Source organism: Candidatus Omnitrophota bacterium, assembly GCA_028712255.1.
In the GTDB taxonomy this organism is placed as follows: Bacteria; Omnitrophota; Gorgyraeia; order Gygaellales; family Profunditerraquicolaceae; genus UBA6249.
Genome location: JAQTQJ010000022.1, coordinates 1 through 18,482, shown reverse-complemented (window position 1 = coordinate 18,482; position 18,482 = coordinate 1). Strand labels below are relative to the sequence as shown.

19 protein-coding genes and 1 tRNA gene are annotated in these 18,482 nt (G+C 38.6%); 3 read left to right on the top strand and 17 right to left on the bottom strand.

The window, feature by feature from the left end; translation table 11 throughout:
• Positions 1-180: 180 nt before the first annotated feature.
• The 6 genes from PHC29_08375 to eno form a co-directional block, all read right to left on the bottom strand.
• Positions 181-2,889, bottom strand: a complete 2,709-nt coding sequence (locus PHC29_08375) for a cellobiose phosphorylase (GenBank protein ID MDD5109492.1) — start codon at positions 2,887-2,889, stop codon at positions 181-183.
• A gap of 80 nt (positions 2,890-2,969) precedes the next feature.
• Positions 2,970-3,107, bottom strand: a complete 138-nt coding sequence (locus PHC29_08370) for a hypothetical protein (protein MDD5109491.1) — start codon at positions 3,105-3,107, stop codon at positions 2,970-2,972.
• Between the two features lie 51 nt (positions 3,108-3,158).
• A complete protein-coding gene (locus PHC29_08365; protein ID MDD5109490.1) occupies positions 3,159-3,482 on the bottom strand; it encodes a tetratricopeptide repeat protein in 324 nt (107 codons plus the stop codon).
• Positions 3,483-3,803: 321 nt separating this feature from the next.
• Positions 3,804-4,241: a group I intron-associated PD-(D/E)XK endonuclease gene (locus PHC29_08360; protein ID MDD5109489.1), complete on the bottom strand. Its 438-nt coding sequence runs from the start codon at positions 4,239-4,241 to the stop codon at positions 3,804-3,806.
• 96 nt (positions 4,242-4,337) lie between these two features.
• Positions 4,338-4,619, bottom strand: coding sequence for a septum formation initiator family protein (locus PHC29_08355; protein ID MDD5109488.1), 282 nt, complete (start codon positions 4,617-4,619; stop codon positions 4,338-4,340).
• Positions 4,620-5,885 (bottom strand): phosphopyruvate hydratase, encoded by a 1,266-nt coding sequence (eno, locus tag PHC29_08350; GenBank protein MDD5109487.1) that lies wholly within the window; start codon positions 5,883-5,885, stop codon positions 4,620-4,622.
• Between the two features lie 212 nt (positions 5,886-6,097).
• On the opposite strand from eno, the gene PHC29_08345 reads away from it, so the two are divergent.
• Both PHC29_08345 and PHC29_08340 read left to right on the top strand, forming a co-directional pair.
• On the top strand, positions 6,098-7,744 hold the full coding sequence (locus PHC29_08345) for an AAA family ATPase (protein MDD5109486.1): 1,647 nt from the start codon (positions 6,098-6,100) through the stop codon (positions 7,742-7,744).
• Positions 7,698-8,582: a hypothetical protein gene (locus tag PHC29_08340; GenBank protein MDD5109485.1), complete on the top strand. Its 885-nt coding sequence runs from the start codon at positions 7,698-7,700 to the stop codon at positions 8,580-8,582. Before PHC29_08345 ends, PHC29_08340 begins: the two co-directional genes overlap by 47 nt.
• A gap of 85 nt (positions 8,583-8,667) precedes the next feature.
• Here the strand turns inward: PHC29_08340 and purN are convergent, their stop codons facing one another.
• From purN to PHC29_08295, 9 genes are all read right to left on the bottom strand, one after another.
• The gene (purN, locus tag PHC29_08335) at positions 8,668-9,279 is read right to left on the bottom strand and encodes a phosphoribosylglycinamide formyltransferase (GenBank protein ID MDD5109484.1); all 612 of its coding nucleotides are present in this window, start codon (positions 9,277-9,279) and stop codon (positions 8,668-8,670) included.
• On the bottom strand, positions 9,276-10,067 hold the full coding sequence (locus tag PHC29_08330) for an RnfABCDGE type electron transport complex subunit B (GenBank protein ID MDD5109483.1): 792 nt from the start codon (positions 10,065-10,067) through the stop codon (positions 9,276-9,278). Before PHC29_08330 ends, purN begins: the two co-directional genes overlap by 4 nt.
• A gap of 64 nt (positions 10,068-10,131) precedes the next feature.
• The gene (locus PHC29_08325) at positions 10,132-10,740 is read right to left on the bottom strand and encodes an RnfABCDGE type electron transport complex subunit A (GenBank protein ID MDD5109482.1); all 609 of its coding nucleotides are present in this window, start codon (positions 10,738-10,740) and stop codon (positions 10,132-10,134) included.
• 104 nt (positions 10,741-10,844) lie between these two features.
• Positions 10,845-11,432, bottom strand: a complete 588-nt coding sequence (locus tag PHC29_08320; protein ID MDD5109481.1) for an electron transport complex subunit E — start codon at positions 11,430-11,432, stop codon at positions 10,845-10,847.
• Positions 11,429-12,370, bottom strand: coding sequence for an RnfABCDGE type electron transport complex subunit D (locus tag PHC29_08315; GenBank protein MDD5109480.1), 942 nt, complete (start codon positions 12,368-12,370; stop codon positions 11,429-11,431). Before PHC29_08315 ends, PHC29_08320 begins: the two co-directional genes overlap by 4 nt.
• Positions 12,360-12,890: an RnfABCDGE type electron transport complex subunit G gene (locus tag PHC29_08310; GenBank protein MDD5109479.1), complete on the bottom strand. Its 531-nt coding sequence runs from the start codon at positions 12,888-12,890 to the stop codon at positions 12,360-12,362. Before PHC29_08310 ends, PHC29_08315 begins: the two co-directional genes overlap by 11 nt.
• Positions 12,887-14,155, bottom strand: a complete 1,269-nt coding sequence (gene rsxC / locus PHC29_08305) for an electron transport complex subunit RsxC (GenBank protein MDD5109478.1) — start codon at positions 14,153-14,155, stop codon at positions 12,887-12,889. Before rsxC ends, PHC29_08310 begins: the two co-directional genes overlap by 4 nt.
• A complete protein-coding gene (locus PHC29_08300; protein MDD5109477.1) occupies positions 14,143-15,396 on the bottom strand; it encodes an MFS transporter in 1,254 nt (417 codons plus the stop codon). The genes rsxC and PHC29_08300 overlap by 13 nt, the downstream gene beginning before the upstream one ends.
• Positions 15,397-15,404: 8 nt before the next feature.
• A tRNA-Thr gene (locus tag PHC29_08295) sits at positions 15,405-15,477 on the bottom strand.
• A gap of 350 nt (positions 15,478-15,827) precedes the next feature.
• Between PHC29_08295 and PHC29_08290 the strand changes: the two genes are divergently transcribed.
• The gene (locus PHC29_08290; protein MDD5109476.1) at positions 15,828-16,028 is read left to right on the top strand and encodes a cold-shock protein; all 201 of its coding nucleotides are present in this window, start codon (positions 15,828-15,830) and stop codon (positions 16,026-16,028) included.
• Between the two features lie 101 nt (positions 16,029-16,129).
• On the opposite strand, the gene PHC29_08285 is transcribed toward PHC29_08290, so the two are convergent.
• Together PHC29_08285 and PHC29_08280 are read right to left on the bottom strand one after the other, a co-directional pair.
• The gene (locus PHC29_08285; protein ID MDD5109475.1) at positions 16,130-16,261 is read right to left on the bottom strand and encodes a hypothetical protein; all 132 of its coding nucleotides are present in this window, start codon (positions 16,259-16,261) and stop codon (positions 16,130-16,132) included.
• A gap of 24 nt (positions 16,262-16,285) precedes the next feature.
• The gene (locus tag PHC29_08280) at positions 16,286-18,316 is read right to left on the bottom strand and encodes a tetratricopeptide repeat protein (protein ID MDD5109474.1); all 2,031 of its coding nucleotides are present in this window, start codon (positions 18,314-18,316) and stop codon (positions 16,286-16,288) included.
• Positions 18,317-18,482 lie beyond the last annotated feature (166 nt).

Below are 18,482 nucleotides of genomic sequence, written 5' to 3'. Positions count from 1 at the left end.
CTTGTGGCTCATCGTAAGAATCTCCTCTTGCGCCATAATGCCCCTCCTTCTAAAAGGCATTATAGCAGTTTAAAAATAGGACATTCTTACTTTGCTAATTTAGGACATTATTATATTGCGATTACAGCAAAATAATAAAGGGGACGGTTCTCTTAAAAAAGAGAACCGTCCCCTTTATTATTATCCTAAATGTACTTCGATTATGTTGAGTTTTTCTTTTGGTAAACTGATGATGGCTTCTCTGGTTAGAAGTACTAAAGAAACCTCTTCTACAGGAATCCGTTCTTTATTCAGTACTAAACGCCTAATGCGATATTTTCCCGCTTGCATGCGTTTAGGATTTAAGAAAACTATTTTTAGCTTTCTTTCTGCAAAAACACGACTGATGCTTAACTGACCGGTAGATTGAAATTGCTCTTTAGAAAGTTTAGGCTCGATTACCAGATCCCCATTTTGCCCTTTAATCCCAAAGACTTGAGTAAGCAAAGTAAGCATAAACCAGCTGGCTGAACCGGTCAAATACGAATACATTCCTCGTCCGGATAAATCAAAATACTCCGGCAAACAGGGATAGATTTTACTTTTTTCGGTATTAGCTGCCATTTTATAGAGCGAACTTAAAACCTTCCACCCACTCTCAGAATAACCCTGTTTGTACAATGCATAAGCAAACATGACCACTATGTGGCTAAACACCGCGCCATTTTCCTTATCTCCATAGGAAAAGGAAAATGCCCGGCCTAGATCATGCTGCTCTTTTTTGAAATCTGTATTCAGGCGGATACCGCCGACAGATTTATCATATAGATAACGATAGACATTCGCCAAAATTTGCTTTATTTGAGCGGTGTTGGCTACGCCGCTCATAATTGGAAACACCTGAGAGGTCAAAGTCATCTGCACTAAATTTCCCTTTTTACCATCTATCCTCTTCTTACAATTATCATAATATCCATTAAAGAATCCTTCCTTCAACCACTCGCTTTTCTGAATATGCTTTTGCATCCAAAGAGATTTTTGGCTTAAAGAGCAGCTTAAAGCAGCCGCATCCACGCAGATTTTTTTCCCCGAGAGATGTTCTTTAGTTTTGGAAAAATATTTATCTAAAACCTTATGTTTTTGCTCTATATTCTGATAGTCAAAATCAACCAGTAAAATTTTTAACTCTTCGGCTATCTCTAGCTCTCTGCCGCATTTAAGTAATAACTCTGATAGGGTAGCAAGATTCTGAGCATACATCGAGGAGAAAGCTGCGCTTTCCCCATATTCTTTGGCCATATCCAACCCGTCATTCCAATCCGCACCCTCCAGCCGCACATAATTATGGTTGCCGACATTATAAAATTGCACTAAATTTTGCACAAGTAAATGCTCGAATATTGTACCGGTATAAATCTTCGTGGATTTAGTCTTTAGCTTATTTCCATAAGAAGCATCCCACTTATAATCAATATCTCTTGTACGATTTATCTGATGATTCCTAAAATAGCTAGCCTGTTCAAACAAAATATCCAGGTCGCCTGTTTCCTGAATATACAAATCCAAAGTAATTAAAGGCCAAACTCCATGATCCATCCACACTCGGCTGATATTATTACGGTCGGCGATAAATTCGCCCGGTTTCTTACCGATAATGGTTGCGTTTGAGCCATCAATTTTTACTCCGCAAAAATTATTAATCAGAAACTCTCGCACTGCTTTGGGATTATTCAAAATAAGCCCCAAGCAATCCTGCCAGAGGTCACGCCAACCTCTGCCGCCTTTGCCATAATCAAAATCCGGCAGGAATGAGCAGCCGAATATTTTTCTTAAAACTGGTTGAATATTTACCCAGCGCAGCCAATTATCAAAATGATTATTTCCACTTGAAATTTCTAGCGCCCTAGATTGCTCCTGCCAAAAATTTTTAGTTTTCTCAAAATATATATTTACTTTCTTAGGAGTATTGAATTTACTCATCAAGCGGCCTAAATTACAATCCTTTTTAGTAATACCCATAATAATTATATAGGTTACTTTGGCTTGTGCGGGCAGAGTAATCCTGGTAAAACGCATCGTTCCCATCGGCTCCTTACCCTGGATAGGTATCTTTTGAGGAATTTTATTTTCAAAAACAGCTTCTGGAGACTCCAAATCTCCTGATTCTCCGCAGAAAAGCTCCTGTGTAGGATAAATATATTGCGCGGGGCTTGCTCTATTATCACATGCAGCCACATAGTAGACCGTATTATTCGGTTTGTGCCCGGATTCATCAAAAAGTAAAGTCGGCTTAACCTTAACTCCGTATTTTTCCTCTTTAATCCTAGTTAGAAGTGAAGTTACATGGCGATGATCGCGCAGGTTATCGGCAGAGCGGGCATATAATGGTATTGCCGCATAAGGAATAAAACTTATCTGTTTTTTGCTTATATTAGTAAGAGTAACCTGCATGATTTCCAATGCATCAGAACCTATCGGGACAAATGATAAAACCTCGGATTTTAACCCTATATTTCTATTCTCCCTGCTTATACGCTGCCAAAGTTGGCCAGCTTCCAGTGTAAATTTATCCTGTTTTATCTGTTTTAAATTTTTAGACACTCCGGTAGCTGACCAAACAAAAGAAAAGGGGACGGTTCTCCTAAGAGAACCGTCCCCTTTATTCTTAATACAATAAACCCAAAAGTTTCTTGAGGCCCTGGAAAGAGAAAGGTTGCAGCGGGAAACCGGTTCAAGTAAAAAACTATTTTGACCAGTTTTAATATCCCCATGTAGATCAGCGGAGATAGACGACATCAATTTTTCATTGCACAGCGGCAAATATAGACTTTTTATCCTATCCGCAAAGAAAGATCTAAAACTACCTGAATTATCAGTAAATTTATATAAGTTATTTTCCATCGGAATCATGTTAACATTAACTCCTAAATTTTTTAAAGGAATTTAGTGGCGAACAACGAAGAATCTAAAAAAGAGGTTTAAACCCCACCCTAATTAATAACCGATTCTGAAGTTTCTTTTAACTTAGCCATCTTCTTATTCAACTTCAATAACCTTTTCTCCTCTTGTTTCTTTTTTCTTGCCTGTTCTTTAAGATTTTTTTGAAATGAGTAATTAACTATTGCCATAATTTTTATCCCCTTTTTTTCTTAACTATAGTACTCAGTAATTACAATAATTTATTTATCTCTAAGAGAAGCATCTTTAAGCGACTTAATAAAATCAGCACTGAATTTATAACCTAGGGATTCCGCAGTATGGACATCCTGCCAAGATTTGGCATAGTCTTTTTTATAAAAATAAGCAATCGCCCTGTTATAATAGGCCCCGGCATAATTAGGAGTCTTTTTTATCGCCTCGCTAAATACGGAAATAATACTATCCATTTCTTTTTCATTAATTACTATCGTTTTCTCTACAATCCGTGGTGGAGTTTTGCTTTCTTTTGCGACCGTAGCACAACCCATCAACCCTAAACAAAACAACATAAAGATTATTTTCATTTTATCCTCCTAATTTTAATATTATACCTCTAGTCGGCAGTTAAAACAACAAAAAACCCGCTAAGTTTCCCTAGCGGGTTATATTGGTTGCGGGGGCCCGATTTGAACGGACGACCTCAAGGTTATGCTTACTACTTCAGCTTACGCTGCTCCACAAATAGTGAATTCGTAGTCTGGACTATATCTTGACCCGCCAAAATACATGGCGGGCCCCTGCCGTTTAGTCTCTACACCTTTTCGCCACAAACATTAGCGAACTTGGCTCGGTATTACCTTTGCAAATTAAGGCTTCACCGAATTTGACAGGTTATCCTTCAACCGTTACCGACTGAAGAGCCCATCGGACAACAAATCCCAACGCTCCCTATACTCTGCTGACTTAGGCTTACGCTGCCTTTTAGTTTTTTCTATCAAGGTTACTGTGCTTCCATAACTAGAAAAGACTGCTACAGGCATAACATAAAACACTTGCAAATCAGCAAGGTAAAGAATTGCAAAATCGAAATCTTCAGCGCTATAGTGCTTTCTTAACATGCGCCGGCGATTTGTCTTAGTTCTACGCCCATCAACAACATAGCAATTATCTTTGGCGTTAAACCAAGCGCTCTTCACCTGTATGCGCAACAACCTACCCTGAAGATCCACCCCTAAATCATAGGCTAACCGATCTCCTATAGGCTGTAGCACCCTAAAACTTCTTTTAAGAAGCTCAGTTGTTACAGCTGATTCTGCAATATCTGCTTTGAGTTTTGTATCCATTTGAGCCTTGCGAGCTACCAGGCTGCTCCACCCCGCGAAACTTTTTAAAGAACAATTATATTATACTACTGATTGCCAAAAATTAGCGAAACTTATTTATCTCTTCTTCTCGGAGAAAATCTTAATGGGAATTTCTCCTTTTCTTACCACACCCAATTTTTGCCGGGCGATCTTCTCTTGATAAACCGGGTCGTTTTCAATCCGTTTTAGCTCTTCCTGCAGAAGATAATTTTCAACGGTCATTTTACGGAATTTATTTTCGAGTTTACGATTTTTTACCCTTGATTCCTGTAGCTTAGTATAACCCGGTAAAAATAAAACCAAAAGTAAAACTGCAAACCCAAAAAGCCATAATGACCTTCTTAACGTGGAAAGCATTTACCTCTTCCAACTTGTCCCCGCATAGACTGCCTTTTTACCTAACTCTTCCTGGATCCTTAACAGTTCGTTATATTTACAGATTCTATCGGTGCGGGATAAAGAACCGGTTTTTATCTGGCCCACTCCGGTTGCTACCGCAAGATGAGCAATAGTCGTATCTTCAGTCTCGCCAGATCGGTGTGAAATTATAGCGTTGTATTTATCCTTTTTAGCAATAGTAATTGCCTCAAGGGTCTCAGAGAGAGAACCAATCTGATTTACCTTAATCAGTATAGCATTGCCAATATTTTCTGCAATCCCTTTTTTAAATATCTTAGGATTAGTAACAAAAATATCATCACCCACCAGCTGCACTTTAGTACCAATCCTCTTAGTCATCTCCTGCCAACCTGTCCAATCATGTTCAGAAAGCCCATCTTCAATCGACAAAATAGGATATTTTAAAAGCCAGCTTTCATAAATAGAAATTAAATCCGCAGATGTTTTCTGGCTGCCTTCAAAGGTATACTTACCATCTTTACAGAAAGAACTGGCAGCGCAATCAAGAGCCAAAGAAACATCCTTACCAGGAATATAACCGGCCTTCTTTATCGCCTCGATAATTAAACTTAAGGCCTCCTCGTTAGAGTTAAGACTGGGTGCAAAACCACCTTCATCTCCAACGCTTGTGGAAAGTTTTTTGGATTTAAGGATTAATTTTAAGTTATGAAAAACCTCCGTTGCCATACGTAATGCTTCAGAAAAAGTTGGGGCGCCGGCAGGCATAATCATAAACTCCTGAATATCAAGATTATTATCGGCGTGCATGCCGCCGTTTAAAATATTCATTAACGGAACGGGTAATATTCTCGCTTTTTCTCCGCCTAAAAATTTATAAAGAGGTTGTTTCTTAGCAAGAGCTGCGGCTTTTGCCACCGCCATAGAAACTCCCAAAATAGCATTTGCTCCCAGTTTAGATTTAAACTCCGTACCATCAAGTTTGATTAAAAGTTTATCAATTTTAGCAAAATCCGCAATTTGCCCTTTAATTGCATTGTTTATTATGGTATTAACATTGGCCACTGCCTTTAAGACCCCTTTACCTAAATACCTGGATTTATCATTATCCCTTAACTCCAGAGCTTCGTTATCTCCGGTAGAAGCTCCGGAAGGAACAGCGGCGCGGCCTAAGATTCCGTTTGTCAAAATACAATCTACTTCAACCGTAGGATTCCCGCGTGAATCCAAAATTTCACGTGCCAAAACTTTTTTAATTTTTGCCATCTTATACTCCCTTTCTTATCTACAGAGAAGGCCTCCCTTACGCATTTTAAGGAAGCTTCCTATATTTTTCTTAACAACTCAATAATTATACACACAAAAAAATCTAAGTCAAGGGCTCATTAAATAGTGTTTGACTTAAACTAGTGGATATGTTATTTTTTAAGTATTCATATCCAAAAAAATACCTGCCTGCAGGTAAGCTGGGAGAAATCATGAATTGGAAAAAATTTAAATTTTATATTAGCCTTTACTGGGTCAGGATAACAATAATATCAGTAGCTACGGTTGCCTTGATCATCCTCACCATGATTATCATAAAAGGCCTAAGAGCTTGGTCTGAGGCAGAATCGTATCTTAGGCAATCTCAGCTAGCTTCGGCCCCATTATCGATCTTTATGTATTTAGTCATCGGGCTTATTCAGACATTTGTTTTTGTCTATATGATAAATTGGGTTCAGATGAAAGGCGGGCAAAAATTCAGCCAATCCAAGAAAAAATCTATTGCCGGAGAAACAATCGGAATTACCTGGGCCGATGTAATCGGAATGGATGAAGCCAAACAAGAAGCTTTGGAAATAGTAAAACTTATTACCGACAGAGCAGAACTGCAACGTATCGGCGGAAAAATATTAAAAGGCATCCTAATGCTAGGGCCTCCGGGTTGCGGAAAAACTTACCTGGCCAAAGCAATCGCGACAGAATGTAAATTACCTTTTATATCCATGTCTGGCTCTGAATTCGTAGAGATGTTCGTAGGGGTCGGCGCCGGGCGTATAAGAAGTTTATTCAAAAATGCTAGGCAGTTGGCAGAATTAAACGGAGGATGCTTAATCTTTATCGATGAAATAGATGCTGTTGGTGCACAGCGTGGTCTGGATTCAGGTTTCGGAGGAACTTCTGAACGTAATACCACATTAAACCAGTTACTAGTTGAAATGGACGGCTTAAAAGATAAAGATTATAATATCGTTATAATCGGGGCAACTAACGCTCCGGAAAATTACTTAGACCAGGCGCTGTTACGTCCGGGAAGGTTTGACCGTAAAATAATTGTCGATAAACCCAACCTTGATGACCGCCAAAAACTATTTGCCTACTACCTTAAAACAATTAAATATGATCCTGTTGATGTAAAAATTGACCGCCTGGCGCGCATTACCGTCGGCCAAAGTCCTGCAGATATCGCTAATATCGTAAGAGAAGCAGCATTAATTACTATACGCAATCATAATGCATCAATCTCAATGAAGGAAATTGATGAAGCGCGAGAAAGAATTGCCTTAGGTATTAAACGTAGAATTCGATTGAGTGAAAAGGAAAAATGGCAAACTGCCTACCATGAAGCCGGCCATGCCATCGTTACCTACCTACTTGCTCCTTCTAAAGATGTCTTTAAAATTACGATCACCCCGCGCGGGCCAACCGGTGGCGCAACCTGGATCCCGGAAAGAGAAGATATTTTTATTGAAGACTCTAACCAGTTACTCAGTAAAATAAAAATTAGCCTTGGTTCATACGCGGCAGAGAAAATCAAATATAATGCCACAACCAGCGGAGTTTACGGTGATTTTTCCAACGCCATGCACTATGCCCATAATATGGTCTGGGCTTGCGGCATGGGTAAAAGTGGATTTTTAGGTAACTGGGAAATTAATAATAAAATATCTGAAGATACCAAAGCTAAACTGGACGCTGATGTACAGGATATATTAAATAACTGTATGACTGAAGTAACCGCATTACTTAAAAAAGAAGAACCTCTCATGGATCGACTGGCTAAAGAATTGGTAGCAAAAAGTGAACTCAACTACGATGAAATCGAAGCCATCTTTAAGGAGTTTGGTAAAATCCGGCCTTAAGATCCTCCCTATTATCTTATTCTTATCCGGTTGTTCCTCCTCTACATCGGCATCCTTCCTAAAGGAAGATATTCCGCATGCAGTCAAAGATATCTGCAAAAAAGAATACAAGCTTGATATCTCAACTAAGCTTATAGGCAGAACCTTATGGGTATATATGCCGCTTAAAGACATAGTTTCTAAACCTCCAAAGCCGGAAAAATACATTGAGAGATTTTTATTGGAAGATAAAAATAATTTTTTTGAAGGAAAGATTCTAAATGTCAATTATCTTATCAAACCTGTTCCGGAAAAAGAGAAACAACAAGAGGTAGCCTTAGATAAATCTGTTAACGAAAAGATCTTCAACGTACTACAGGTAATCCGCAGGGTGCTTTTTAGCGTAGACAGTTCAAAAAAAGATGACCCTATATTTTTCTGTATTGTTACCGCGGATATCAAAAATGGCGTTGAAATAAAACAGACCTTTTACTATTTAGACCTAAAGAAACTCTCCTATGGCTTTATCTCTCAAACAGAATACCAACACCGCATTGTCCAGGATATGGCACTTTCCGTGCAGATTATCGGCGATACAGAGGGTAACCACCTGGATTATCGGGATATAACTTTGGAAGAATTTATAGCCGATCAAATCCAGAATCGCATAAGATTAAAATTCCAGAAACCGGAAGTCGAAAAAAACGTAGATATCGATAAGGAAGTTTTAAAAATAGTTTCCTATACTTTAAATACCTACGAATTTAAGGATTTTACTTCTGTGGAGATGAATAATCTGGCAAGCCAAACCAAAATTATCCTCAATCAAAAAGCCGCACTTGCTGACTCTAAAGAATAGAAGACTATTGCGAAATTAAATTTTTACCGTCATTCTGAGGCCGAAGGCCGAAGAATCTCGAAGCTGATAAGATCCTTCGCTTCGCTCAGGATGACGTACCGCCTCTTATCTTTATTTTACCATCAATAAATAACTTAATGGCTTCAGGATAAAGCTCGTGCTCTACGGCATGGACTCTCTTCTCAAGAGAAACTAAGGTGTCTTGTTTTTTTATTTTTATTTTTTGCTGCAGAATAATCGGGCCACTATCCACTTCTTCATCGATAAAATGCACAGTGACTCCAGTCATGGCTACCTTATGATTAAGAACATCTTTTATCGCCTGGGCACCCTTAAAATCAGGAAGCAACGACGGATGGATATTCATAATACGATTGTGGTATCGCTTAACAAAAAAAGCACTAAGTATACGCATAAATCCAGCCAAAACAATTAAATTTATTTTATAGCTTCTTAATCTTTGAATTATTGCTCCTTCAAAATCAGCGCGGCTGGAGAAATCTTGGCGGTTCACTAAAATTATCGGAATTTTAGCTTTCTGAGCACGCTTAATCACAAAGGCCTCTGGCCTGTCACAAACTAAAATCGTCATCCTTATTTTAATTTTATTCTGTTTTATCGCTTTAACGATCGCCGAAAAATTACTTCCATTACCAGAAGCAAATATAGCTAGATTTATAGGAACTACTGGACTCATTCTCTTACTCTTATGGTTTTAGCCGGACAAACCGGTACGCATTCTTTACAGGAAGTACATTTATGGTAATCGATCACTGCCAGATTATCTATTACATGTATGGCATCAAATCTGCAGGTTTTTTCACATAATTTACAAGCGATACAACCTACAGGACAAACGTTTTTTACCTCTTTACCAAAATCATGCGAGCTGCATGCCACGTATACTGGATAAGTCATAGATACAAGAGAAAATAACTTCTTCGGACAAACCAATACACACTTGTTACAGGAACGGCATTTGACTTTATCCACCACCGGTAATTTTTCAGCCGACATGCTGATAGCCCCAAACGGACAGGCCGTAACACAGGTGCCAAAACCAAGACAAGCAAAAACGCATGACTTAGGTCCTCCTAAAACTAAATTGGCAGTAATACAATCCTGGACACCATTATACAGATATTTATCCTTAACTCTTATGCCGCCATTGCAATGTAAAGTGGCTATTTTTTTAGTTTGTTTCTCAAGAGCAATACCCATAATCCTGGCGATCTTCTCCTTTGCCTCTTCACTACAAACTCGGCAGCGCTCCAATGTAGCCCTTCCTGCAAGCAGGCTTTCAGCAAAACCAAAACATCCGGGATTTCCGCATGCACCGCAATTTGCTCCAGGCAACAAATGAAACACTTCATCCAATTTCGGATTAATTTGAACTGCTAATTTTTTTGAAGCAATAGCTAGCCCCATGCCAAACAATAACCCCAAACCACCCAAAACTAATACCGCAATTAAAATTTCCATCATATTAGAATTTTCCCGCTTATTTAATTCTTCCTCATACGGGATCCCGCCTGACTTATAAAAGAGATTAGTGGGAGAACCCGCTAAAACCCATAAAACTTAAACTTAAAATTGAAGCAATGATAAAAGCCAGGGGAAAATCCTTTAAAGATTTTGGAATATTGCAAAGTTCCAGCCTCTCTCTTATCCCGCTCATTAAAAGCATCGCCAAAGTATATCCTAACCCCACACATACACCCTGAAAAACAGAATAATAAAAACTTCCCACAACCGCTTTACCATTTACAAAAAACATATCGATATTTAATACTGCTACGCCTAATACCGCACAATTGACAGTAATTAAGGGCAGGTAAATTCCGAATGCCCGGTAAAGCTGTGGGCTAACCTTCCTGACTACCATCTCTACCAGCTGTACAAAAGCAGCGATAACTAAAATAAATGAAATTGTGCGCAAATAAGCAAGATTAAAAGGCAAAAGCAGGAAACGATAAACAAACCAGGTAATAATAGAAGACATAACAATAACAAACATTACCGCAGAACTCATCGCCAAAGCAGGTTTAGTTTCCTTGGAGATTGCAATAAAAGAACAAATCCCTAAAAAGCGCGATAATATAACATTGTAAATAAATACCGCGGAAATAAATATTGTCAGGAATTGCTGAATATCCACCCTAAACCTTCTCTCTTAGTTATTAGTATTCATTAACTCTAAAATCTAAACTAGCTTTAAGTTATAAGTTTTAAGCTGTAAGCTTACGGCTTATCACTTACAACTTACCGCTTCTTTAGCAGGTTAAAAAAACCAAGCAACAAACCAATTACTAACAGCGCTCCTGAAGGCATACCGAAGACAAATACCGGCTCAAATCCTTTAATTAATGTATGGCCCAATATCTGGCCTGAGCCTAAAAATTCCCTTATCGCTGAAATAAGAATAAGCGCCAGAGTAAAACCAACCCCCATGCCCAGACCATCGCAGAATGAACTAGAGAAACTATTCTTGCAGGCAAATGCTTCTGCGCGGCCCAAAACCATACAATTAACTACAATCAACGGAACGTAAATACCTAAAGCCCGATCCAAAACCGGACTATAAGCTTTCATGCATAATTCTGCAATAGTAACAAAAGTAGCGATGATCACGATATAACATGGAATACGTATTTTATCGGGAATAAAATCCCTGATTAAAGAAACAATCAGACTTGAACCCAAAAGCACAAAGGTTGCTGCAATCCCCATGCCAATGCCGTTAGCCACTGAAACAGAAACTGCTAGTGTCGGACATAATCCTAAAATAAGAACAAAAGTAGGATTTTCTCTGATAATACCCTTGGCAAATTCTTTAACGAGATTTTTCATCTTGTTCCATAAATCCTGTTTTTAGTATACCGATCAATAAACGGCGTAGCTGCATTCATCATTAATATGGCGTATGAAACTCCTTCAGGATACCCGCCCCATAAACGGATAACCACAGTAAACACTCCGCAGCCTACACCAAAAATCAACTGCCCTCTGGCAGTCAGCGGAGTAGCCACATAATCAGTAGCCATAAAAAATGCGCCAAGGATTAAACCGCCGTTTAACACATGAAAAAGCCAATCACCGTTAAAAAGATGCGTGCCGCCAAAAATATAAGTAAGCACGGCTGTAGTAGAAATGTAAGTTACCGGTATATGCCAACTAATGTACCCTCGGATTAAAAGAAATACGGCACCAATTAATAATGCCAAAATGCATACTTCGCCGATACATCCTCCGCGCTTACCTAAAAATAGATCTAGATATGAAATATGCTCTAATATTTTACCTTCTTTAAGCGCTGCCAACGGTGTTGCGGCTGTCACTGCATCATAACTAAATGGTTTAGCAAATGTAATCATGTATTTTGGCCAAGAAGCCATAAGAAAAACCCTGCCTACAAGAGCTGGATTAAAAATATTCTGGCCTAAGCCGCCAAAAACTTGTTTACCAATAGCAATAGAAAATACCGCGCCAACTACCGGTAACCACAACGGCACATTAGGCGGTAGATTGTAAGCCAGAAGTATTCCGGTAATTACAGCTGTGCCGTCAAAAATCGTAATCTTCTTCTTAGTCCATAACCCAAATACCAATTCGGTTAACACTGCAGCGGTAACTGCAACTAATATCACCCATAAAGCATCCAATCCAAATATAATTACACCGGCAATTCCGGCAGGAATAACACTAAGCACCACCGCCCACATAATCTTGGGTATGGATTCATTTTTATATATGTGCGGCGAACCCGAAACTATAAGATTACTTCTCATTCTTTATCAATTCCTTTATTTCTTGAGCTTTCTTGATAACTGAATTCATTACGGCGCGGCTAGAGATCGTTGCCCCGCTAATTGCCTGCACCCCGGATAAATTCAAGCTATCCTGATCTCTAAACTGATCAGTAAATTTATTTTCGGTTATACGTACCCCCAACCCTGGGGTTTCATTTTGTGATAAAACTTTTACCGCGCTAATTTTACCTGTAGAATCCATCCCGACTAATGTTTGAATTACACTAGAATACCCTTTACCGCTAGCCTTAAAAATATAACCTATTATTTTACCCTGGCCGTCAAGTACCTTATAATACAAAGTTTGCTGATCAATATCGGATTTAACCGCTGTAAATTTGACGGCTAAAGGCATAACCTCTTTAAGCGCTGCCTGCTCCTCTGCTTGAGCTTGCGCAAGAATTTTCGGCGCAGTGATTACGTTGACCGCGGCTAATAATCCCGTAGCAACTATGCAAATAAAAGCTAAAATAAAGCCGTAACGGAATATCTCTCTCATTTCGTTACCTCTAACTTTGCCCTTTTAATCGTTTGTAACAACCTGCGCTTAGATGGGCAAACAAAATTACATATTCCGCATTCGATACAATCAAGAGCCCCATATTCTTTAGCCAGAACCCAAAGTAATTTCTCAGAAGCTAAATTAATCTGACAAGGCATAAGCCCTACAGGGCAGCCGCGCACGCAAGCGGCACAACGTATACAAGGATCCTCATCTAAAATTTTGGCCTCTTTTTTATTCATTAACAGCAGGCCACCGCTAGATTTTATAATCGGGGCCTCATCCGTATACTGGGCAATACCCATCATCGGGCCGCCGATAATAATTTTTGCCGGCTCATCGGTAAGCGGCCCACAAAATTCAATCAGATTCCTTATCGGCGTGCCTAAACACACCAGCAAATTTTTGGGATTTTTTACACAGCTTCCGGTAACCGTAACTATCCGTTCAATTAAGGGCTTGCCTTTATAAACTGCTTCATAAATTGCATAAACCGTGGCTACATTCTGCACCACCACACCAATATCAAATGGCAGTTTACCCCGGGGAATTTCTTTACCCAATATATTTTGGATTAGTTGTTTTTCTCCGCCCTGAGGATAATCTGACTTTAAAACTTTAACCTTGACATTAGAAAAACTAGAAAATGCCTTTATCGCTTCAGGCTTGTTTTCTTCTATCCCGATATAAATTTTTTCTATGCCCAGACATCTGGCCACCAAAACAATACCCTTGGATATCTCTTCGGTTTTCTCAACCATAAGCCTGGCATCTGCGGTTAAATATGGCTCACACTCTGCGCCATTAATAATCAGAGTGTTTACCGGCTTAGGCGGATTGAGTTTTATATAGGTGGGAAAGCTCGCCCCTCCCATGCCCACTATACCGCCATCTAAAACAATTTTTCTAATATCCTGCGCGCTAAGCTTATCTATCCCTTGCTGATCTTTTAAAGTAAATATCGAATTATCATCCTGACCATCCCCTTCTATGACAATCGCTTTGGCGCGGCCTAAAACAGGATGCGGCCACTCCTGTATAGCTATTACTTTTCCGGATATCGAGGCATGGATAGACGCATAAACATTGGCCTCTATACTGGCAATCCTCTGGCCAAGACTCACCGTATCGCCAACTTTTACTTCAGGATTACAGATTTTCCCCAAATGCTGGATTAAAGGAAGGTAAACCTTACCGGGAAACGGCAATTTTTCAATCGCTTTGTTTTCAACAAGATGTTTATTTTCTGCTAATCTAACCATGTTACCTTTCGGTTAAGAAATAAACTCACGACACCCAATAAGCTTAATAAACAACCAACAATGACCAAAATTAATAAATGTGAGAATCTTTCAGCAAGAATACTGCTGATAAACATAAACAAAATAAACCCTAGATGCATAACTATCTCAAGAGAACTAAAGATCTTGCCCAGCATCTCATTATCGCTGACATTATGAATAATTGTATTGGAAGCAATCATAATCGGAGAAACAATTAATCCTAGACATATTGCTAGAAACGCAGCCAGCATAAAAATAGGGAAATAATATATCCCTAAAGCAAACATCATTAACATTATACCGCTAAAGACCAGTGAAACAAAAATGATTTTGTAATGCGAAATACGCTGGCCAAATTTTCCATAAACTAAAGACCCTAAAAATAAACCGATTCCTAGAAACATCACCAAAAGGCCAAGATCCTTGGTTGCCGAATGCAGCGTCTTCTGCACGAAAACAATAATCACCACATAAACCGAGCCTAATGCCGACCAAAGCGCAAAGATAATCCCAGCAGTAAAACGAATATCTTTCTTTTGGATAAAATAAAGGACTCCCTCTTTAACTTCCTGGAATACAGATTTCCTAATTACCTCAACAATCTCCTTACCCACTTCTTCAAAGCTAGTCTGCGCAATAAACTTCTTGGAAATCAGAAAAATAAATAACCCTGAAACCAGAAATGTTAGAGAATTCAGGTAAAAACCGCTTTTAGCCCCCAATTTTTCCACAAGTACCCCGCTTATCCCAAATCCCAACACTGCCGCGATCATTCCAGATGTGTTAATCAGGGAATTGGCGATCAATAAATCTTTATGATTCACCAGATCGGGAATAATTGAGAGCTTCGCCGGCACAAAAAACCTGCCGATAGAAAAAGCAATAAAAATGATCAGGTAAATTGGAGCTAAATTTTTACTATAAAATAAAAATAATGGAATGGCTAACATCAGTAAACTACGCATGAAATCGCAGAAATACATCGTCCTGCGCCTGTCCCAACGATCTACATAAACTCCAGCTAATGGGCCAATAAGAAATACCGGAATAATAGTAAAGGAAAGAATTTTAGCGATTTGTAGCGTTGAGCCCGGAGCGCGTAAATAGACAAAGGCAATCAAAGCCATTTGTCCAAGCCTATCCCCCATCTGAGAGATAATCTGGCCTAGCCACAATAAAAAGAAATTACGATTTTTCAGTACCTTACGAAATCTAGCCATAAATTTTAAGCCGATGAGTGGAATCGAACCACCGACCTTGACTTTACGAAAGTCCTGCTCTACCAACTGAGCTACATCGGCAATAATATTTTAGCGAATCCGCCAACGCTTTGTGGCGGAAAGCTACATCGACAAATTGCTGGAATATTATATCAATTCCTAACTAATAGTCAATTCATCTATTCCTTTGGAATCAAGGGGACGGTTCTATTTTTCCTTCGTTTTAGATGGTTGAAAAATAGAACCGTCCCCGGATTTTCTACATTAAAAATGATTGACAAACCGATAATTCATGATATAGTTAATTAAATAAATTTTAGAGGGGAAATAAAGAAATTGATTAGCTGTGAAGACAAACCGTAAAGCAGAAACCAAGAATTAAGCCTGCTTTGCGGATTTTTTTTATTCTCAAGAGGAGGTGAAAAAGAACAATGGCAAAAGGCAAGGTAAAGTGGTTCAGCAATCAAAAAGGTTATGGATTTGTTACTTCTGAAGATGGCAAAGATGTATTCATCCATTTCAGCGCTATTGTAGGAGATGGATATAAATCTTTAGCAGAGGGTGATGAAGTTGAATTCGAGGTTACACAAGGCCCCAAGGGTGATCAGGCAACTAACGTAAAAAAGATATAAATTTAGGTATAGAAAAAGCCAGTTCTAAAGAAAAGAACTGGCTTTTTTTCCCAATAAAACTTAAACCAACCTAAAAACATAAGCAACACAATAGCTTCAGGCTATATCGTACGAATAATTATACCTCTAGAGCCTTCATCAGTAACTATCTTCATAAACCCACCTTGGCCGAAAGAATAAATACAGATACTTGCCAAAATAAACAATACCGTGGTGTTGAACGTAATGGCCATACTATATCTTTCTTAGATTGTTTCTTACTTTGGATAGGCTTTTTGAACTTGTTCAATAAATTCAAACGGTACATTGTATCCTAATGCTTGTGCTTTACGGATATCCTCCCAGCATTCTTCATATTTACCTTCTTCAAAATATATCAGCGCCCTATTGTTATAAGTTATTGCTATGTTCGGATCCATTTCTATTACTTTATTATAGTCTAAAATGGCCTGTTGTGAATTACCCTGTAATTGATAAGCTATACCCCGGTTATTATAGGCAAGGGCATAGTTGGAATCGATTTCTATTGCCTTGTTATAATTAACAATGGCCTGGCCAAAGTCCCCATTGCTTCGATAAGTATTCCCCTGGTCATTATAAAGGATAGCTGAATCAGGAATATTTCCCTTCTTTATTCCTTCGCCAGAATCAGCAGTTGTTTGGTTAAAACCACTCTTTTTTCTATAGGCAATATCTCTATTATTATATGCATTAACAAAATTAGGATCGATTTCAATTACTTTATTATAATCTGAAATAGCCCGGTCAAAGTCTCCCTTATTTTGATAAGCATTTCCCCTGTTATTATAAGCATCAAGATATTTAGGGTCAATCTCTATTGCCTTATTATAATCTGAAATAGCCCGGTCAAAGTCTCCCTTATTTTGATAAGCATTTCCCCTGTTATAGAAAGACATAGCTAAACTAGGATCAAATTCTATCCCTTTATTATAGTCTGTTATTGCCCGATCCAAATCACCTTTACTGGCATAAGTATAACCTCGAATGTTGTAACCTCTGGCCTTAAAGGGAGACTTATGTATCACATCGCTCCATAAAGTAAACTCATCTTTCCATACCTTGTTTCTTTGATAAGTTAAAATCGAATAAAAAACAACCAATAAAGAAAGCACTATAACCATGACTTTAATTCTTCTTTCTTTAAATAAATAATACATCCCACTTACCAAAAGAATACTGAAGCCAACCATAGGCAGATAAAGCCGATGTTCGAAAATCACATCCTTTATCGGTATAATGCTAGATTCGGGTAAAAGGGTTAAGAAGAACCAAAAGATACCAAATGAAATTAATCTGTAATTACGAAAAGCACGGATAGCAAAAACTAAAATAATAGCCAGAAATAGTATACTTGCCAGAACAGGTAGATTCAGCAGAGTTTTAATAATAGGATAATCATAATCCAGGTTTTGGTTTAAAGGCATAAAGACCAATCTTATATAAGTAACAAGAACCCGAAATTGAGTCAAAAGGTAATACCACGGCGAGATCCCCGGCGAAGGCTCTACTGTCCGATGCATCTGAGTTATATCCACCGACCTGGTCAAAAACATAGTTAAGGGAATAATGAACAGGGTAAGAAAAAAAGGAACGAGGCGTTTCCAATTAATTCTCTTTTTGGCCTTCTTTAAAAAACTAAACTCATAGAAGCAGATCATAAAAGGCAATGTTAAAGTCATCTCTTTGGTAAACATCGCAAAGACTAGAGCTATCAGTGAACCGGCATAGTAGAAAACTTTTGGTCCCGAAACAGAATTTCCTTCTGGAATTAGGCGGAATTTAATATAAAGGATCAAAGAAGACAAATAAAACAGCGTTGCCATAGAAACAGCCCGTTGAACAATATAGGTTACCCCCTGGATCTGAACCGGACTAGCCACAAATATCAGGCCGGTAAAAAAAGCTATGAGTTTAGAATAATCGGAGATCTTTTCTCTCCTTAGCGTTGGTGTAGAAAAAGTCAAAAGTATAAGATACCATACCAAAACTGCCGAAAGCAGATGGACCATCAGATTAAAAAAGTGATAACCCCACACATCCAGCTGTTGAAAATGGTAATTGATTGCAAGAGTAAAATAAGTAATAAAACGCGATGGCCAAAAATCCCAGATATTCCTCAGGTTATGAATATCCCTTATGGCCAAATTGGGAAGTATCGAATTATTATCGTCTAGGTGGAATGAACATAGGAAAGTATTGGAATAGATGATCACCCCTAAAAAACAGATGATGGCTACCGGAAATAACCTGGACTGAAATAGTCTCATAATTAATTCCTTACTTTGGATATTGCTGATGACTTAAATAAAAAAAGAGAGGTTATACCCCCCCCTTTTTTTTATTTATACGCTGAAGAAAAAAACTAAAATGCCGAGAGAGGGAATCGGACCCCCCACGCCGGCCTTTTCAGGGCCGCGCTCTACCACTGAGCTA

What these genes read in the sequence shown, in the direction of transcription:
- PHC29_08365 (MDD5109490.1), bottom strand. Translation starts at nt 3,482, where the DNA reads ATGAAAATAATCTTTATGTTGTTTTGTTTAGGGTTGATGGGTTGTGCT.
- PHC29_08310 (MDD5109479.1), bottom strand. Translation starts at nt 12,890, where the DNA reads ATGAGAGAGATATTCCGTTACGGCTTTATTTTAGCTTTTATTTGCATA.
- PHC29_08340 (MDD5109485.1), top strand. Translation starts at nt 7,698, where the DNA reads ATGAAATCGAAGCCATCTTTAAGGAGTTTGGTAAAATCCGGCCTTAAG.
- PHC29_08355 (MDD5109488.1), bottom strand. Translation starts at nt 4,619, where the DNA reads ATGCTTTCCACGTTAAGAAGGTCATTATGGCTTTTTGGGTTTGCAGTT.
- rsxC (MDD5109478.1), bottom strand. Translation starts at nt 14,155, where the DNA reads ATGGTTAGATTAGCAGAAAATAAACATCTTGTTGAAAACAAAGCGATT.
- PHC29_08375 (MDD5109492.1), bottom strand. Translation starts at nt 2,889, where the DNA reads ATGATTCCGATGGAAAATAACTTATATAAATTTACTGATAATTCAGGT.
- PHC29_08285 (MDD5109475.1), bottom strand. Translation starts at nt 16,261, where the DNA reads ATGGCCATTACGTTCAACACCACGGTATTGTTTATTTTGGCAAGTATC.
- eno (MDD5109487.1), bottom strand. Translation starts at nt 5,885, where the DNA reads ATGGCAAAAATTAAAAAAGTTTTGGCACGTGAAATTTTGGATTCACGC.
- purN (MDD5109484.1), bottom strand. Translation starts at nt 9,279, where the DNA reads ATGAGTCCAGTAGTTCCTATAAATCTAGCTATATTTGCTTCTGGTAAT.
- PHC29_08330 (MDD5109483.1), bottom strand. Translation starts at nt 10,067, where the DNA reads ATGATGGAAATTTTAATTGCGGTATTAGTTTTGGGTGGTTTGGGGTTA.
- PHC29_08300 (MDD5109477.1), bottom strand. Translation starts at nt 15,396, where the DNA reads ATGGCTAGATTTCGTAAGGTACTGAAAAATCGTAATTTCTTTTTATTG.
- PHC29_08290 (MDD5109476.1), top strand. Translation starts at nt 15,828, where the DNA reads ATGGCAAAAGGCAAGGTAAAGTGGTTCAGCAATCAAAAAGGTTATGGA.
- PHC29_08360 (MDD5109489.1), bottom strand. Translation starts at nt 4,241, where the DNA reads ATGGATACAAAACTCAAAGCAGATATTGCAGAATCAGCTGTAACAACT.
- PHC29_08315 (MDD5109480.1), bottom strand. Translation starts at nt 12,370, where the DNA reads ATGAGAAGTAATCTTATAGTTTCGGGTTCGCCGCACATATATAAAAAT.
- PHC29_08320 (MDD5109481.1), bottom strand. Translation starts at nt 11,432, where the DNA reads ATGAAAAATCTCGTTAAAGAATTTGCCAAGGGTATTATCAGAGAAAAT.
- PHC29_08345 (MDD5109486.1), top strand. Translation starts at nt 6,098, where the DNA reads ATGAATTGGAAAAAATTTAAATTTTATATTAGCCTTTACTGGGTCAGG.
- PHC29_08280 (MDD5109474.1), bottom strand. Translation starts at nt 18,316, where the DNA reads ATGAGACTATTTCAGTCCAGGTTATTTCCGGTAGCCATCATCTGTTTT.
- PHC29_08370 (MDD5109491.1), bottom strand. Translation starts at nt 3,107, where the DNA reads ATGGCAATAGTTAATTACTCATTTCAAAAAAATCTTAAAGAACAGGCA.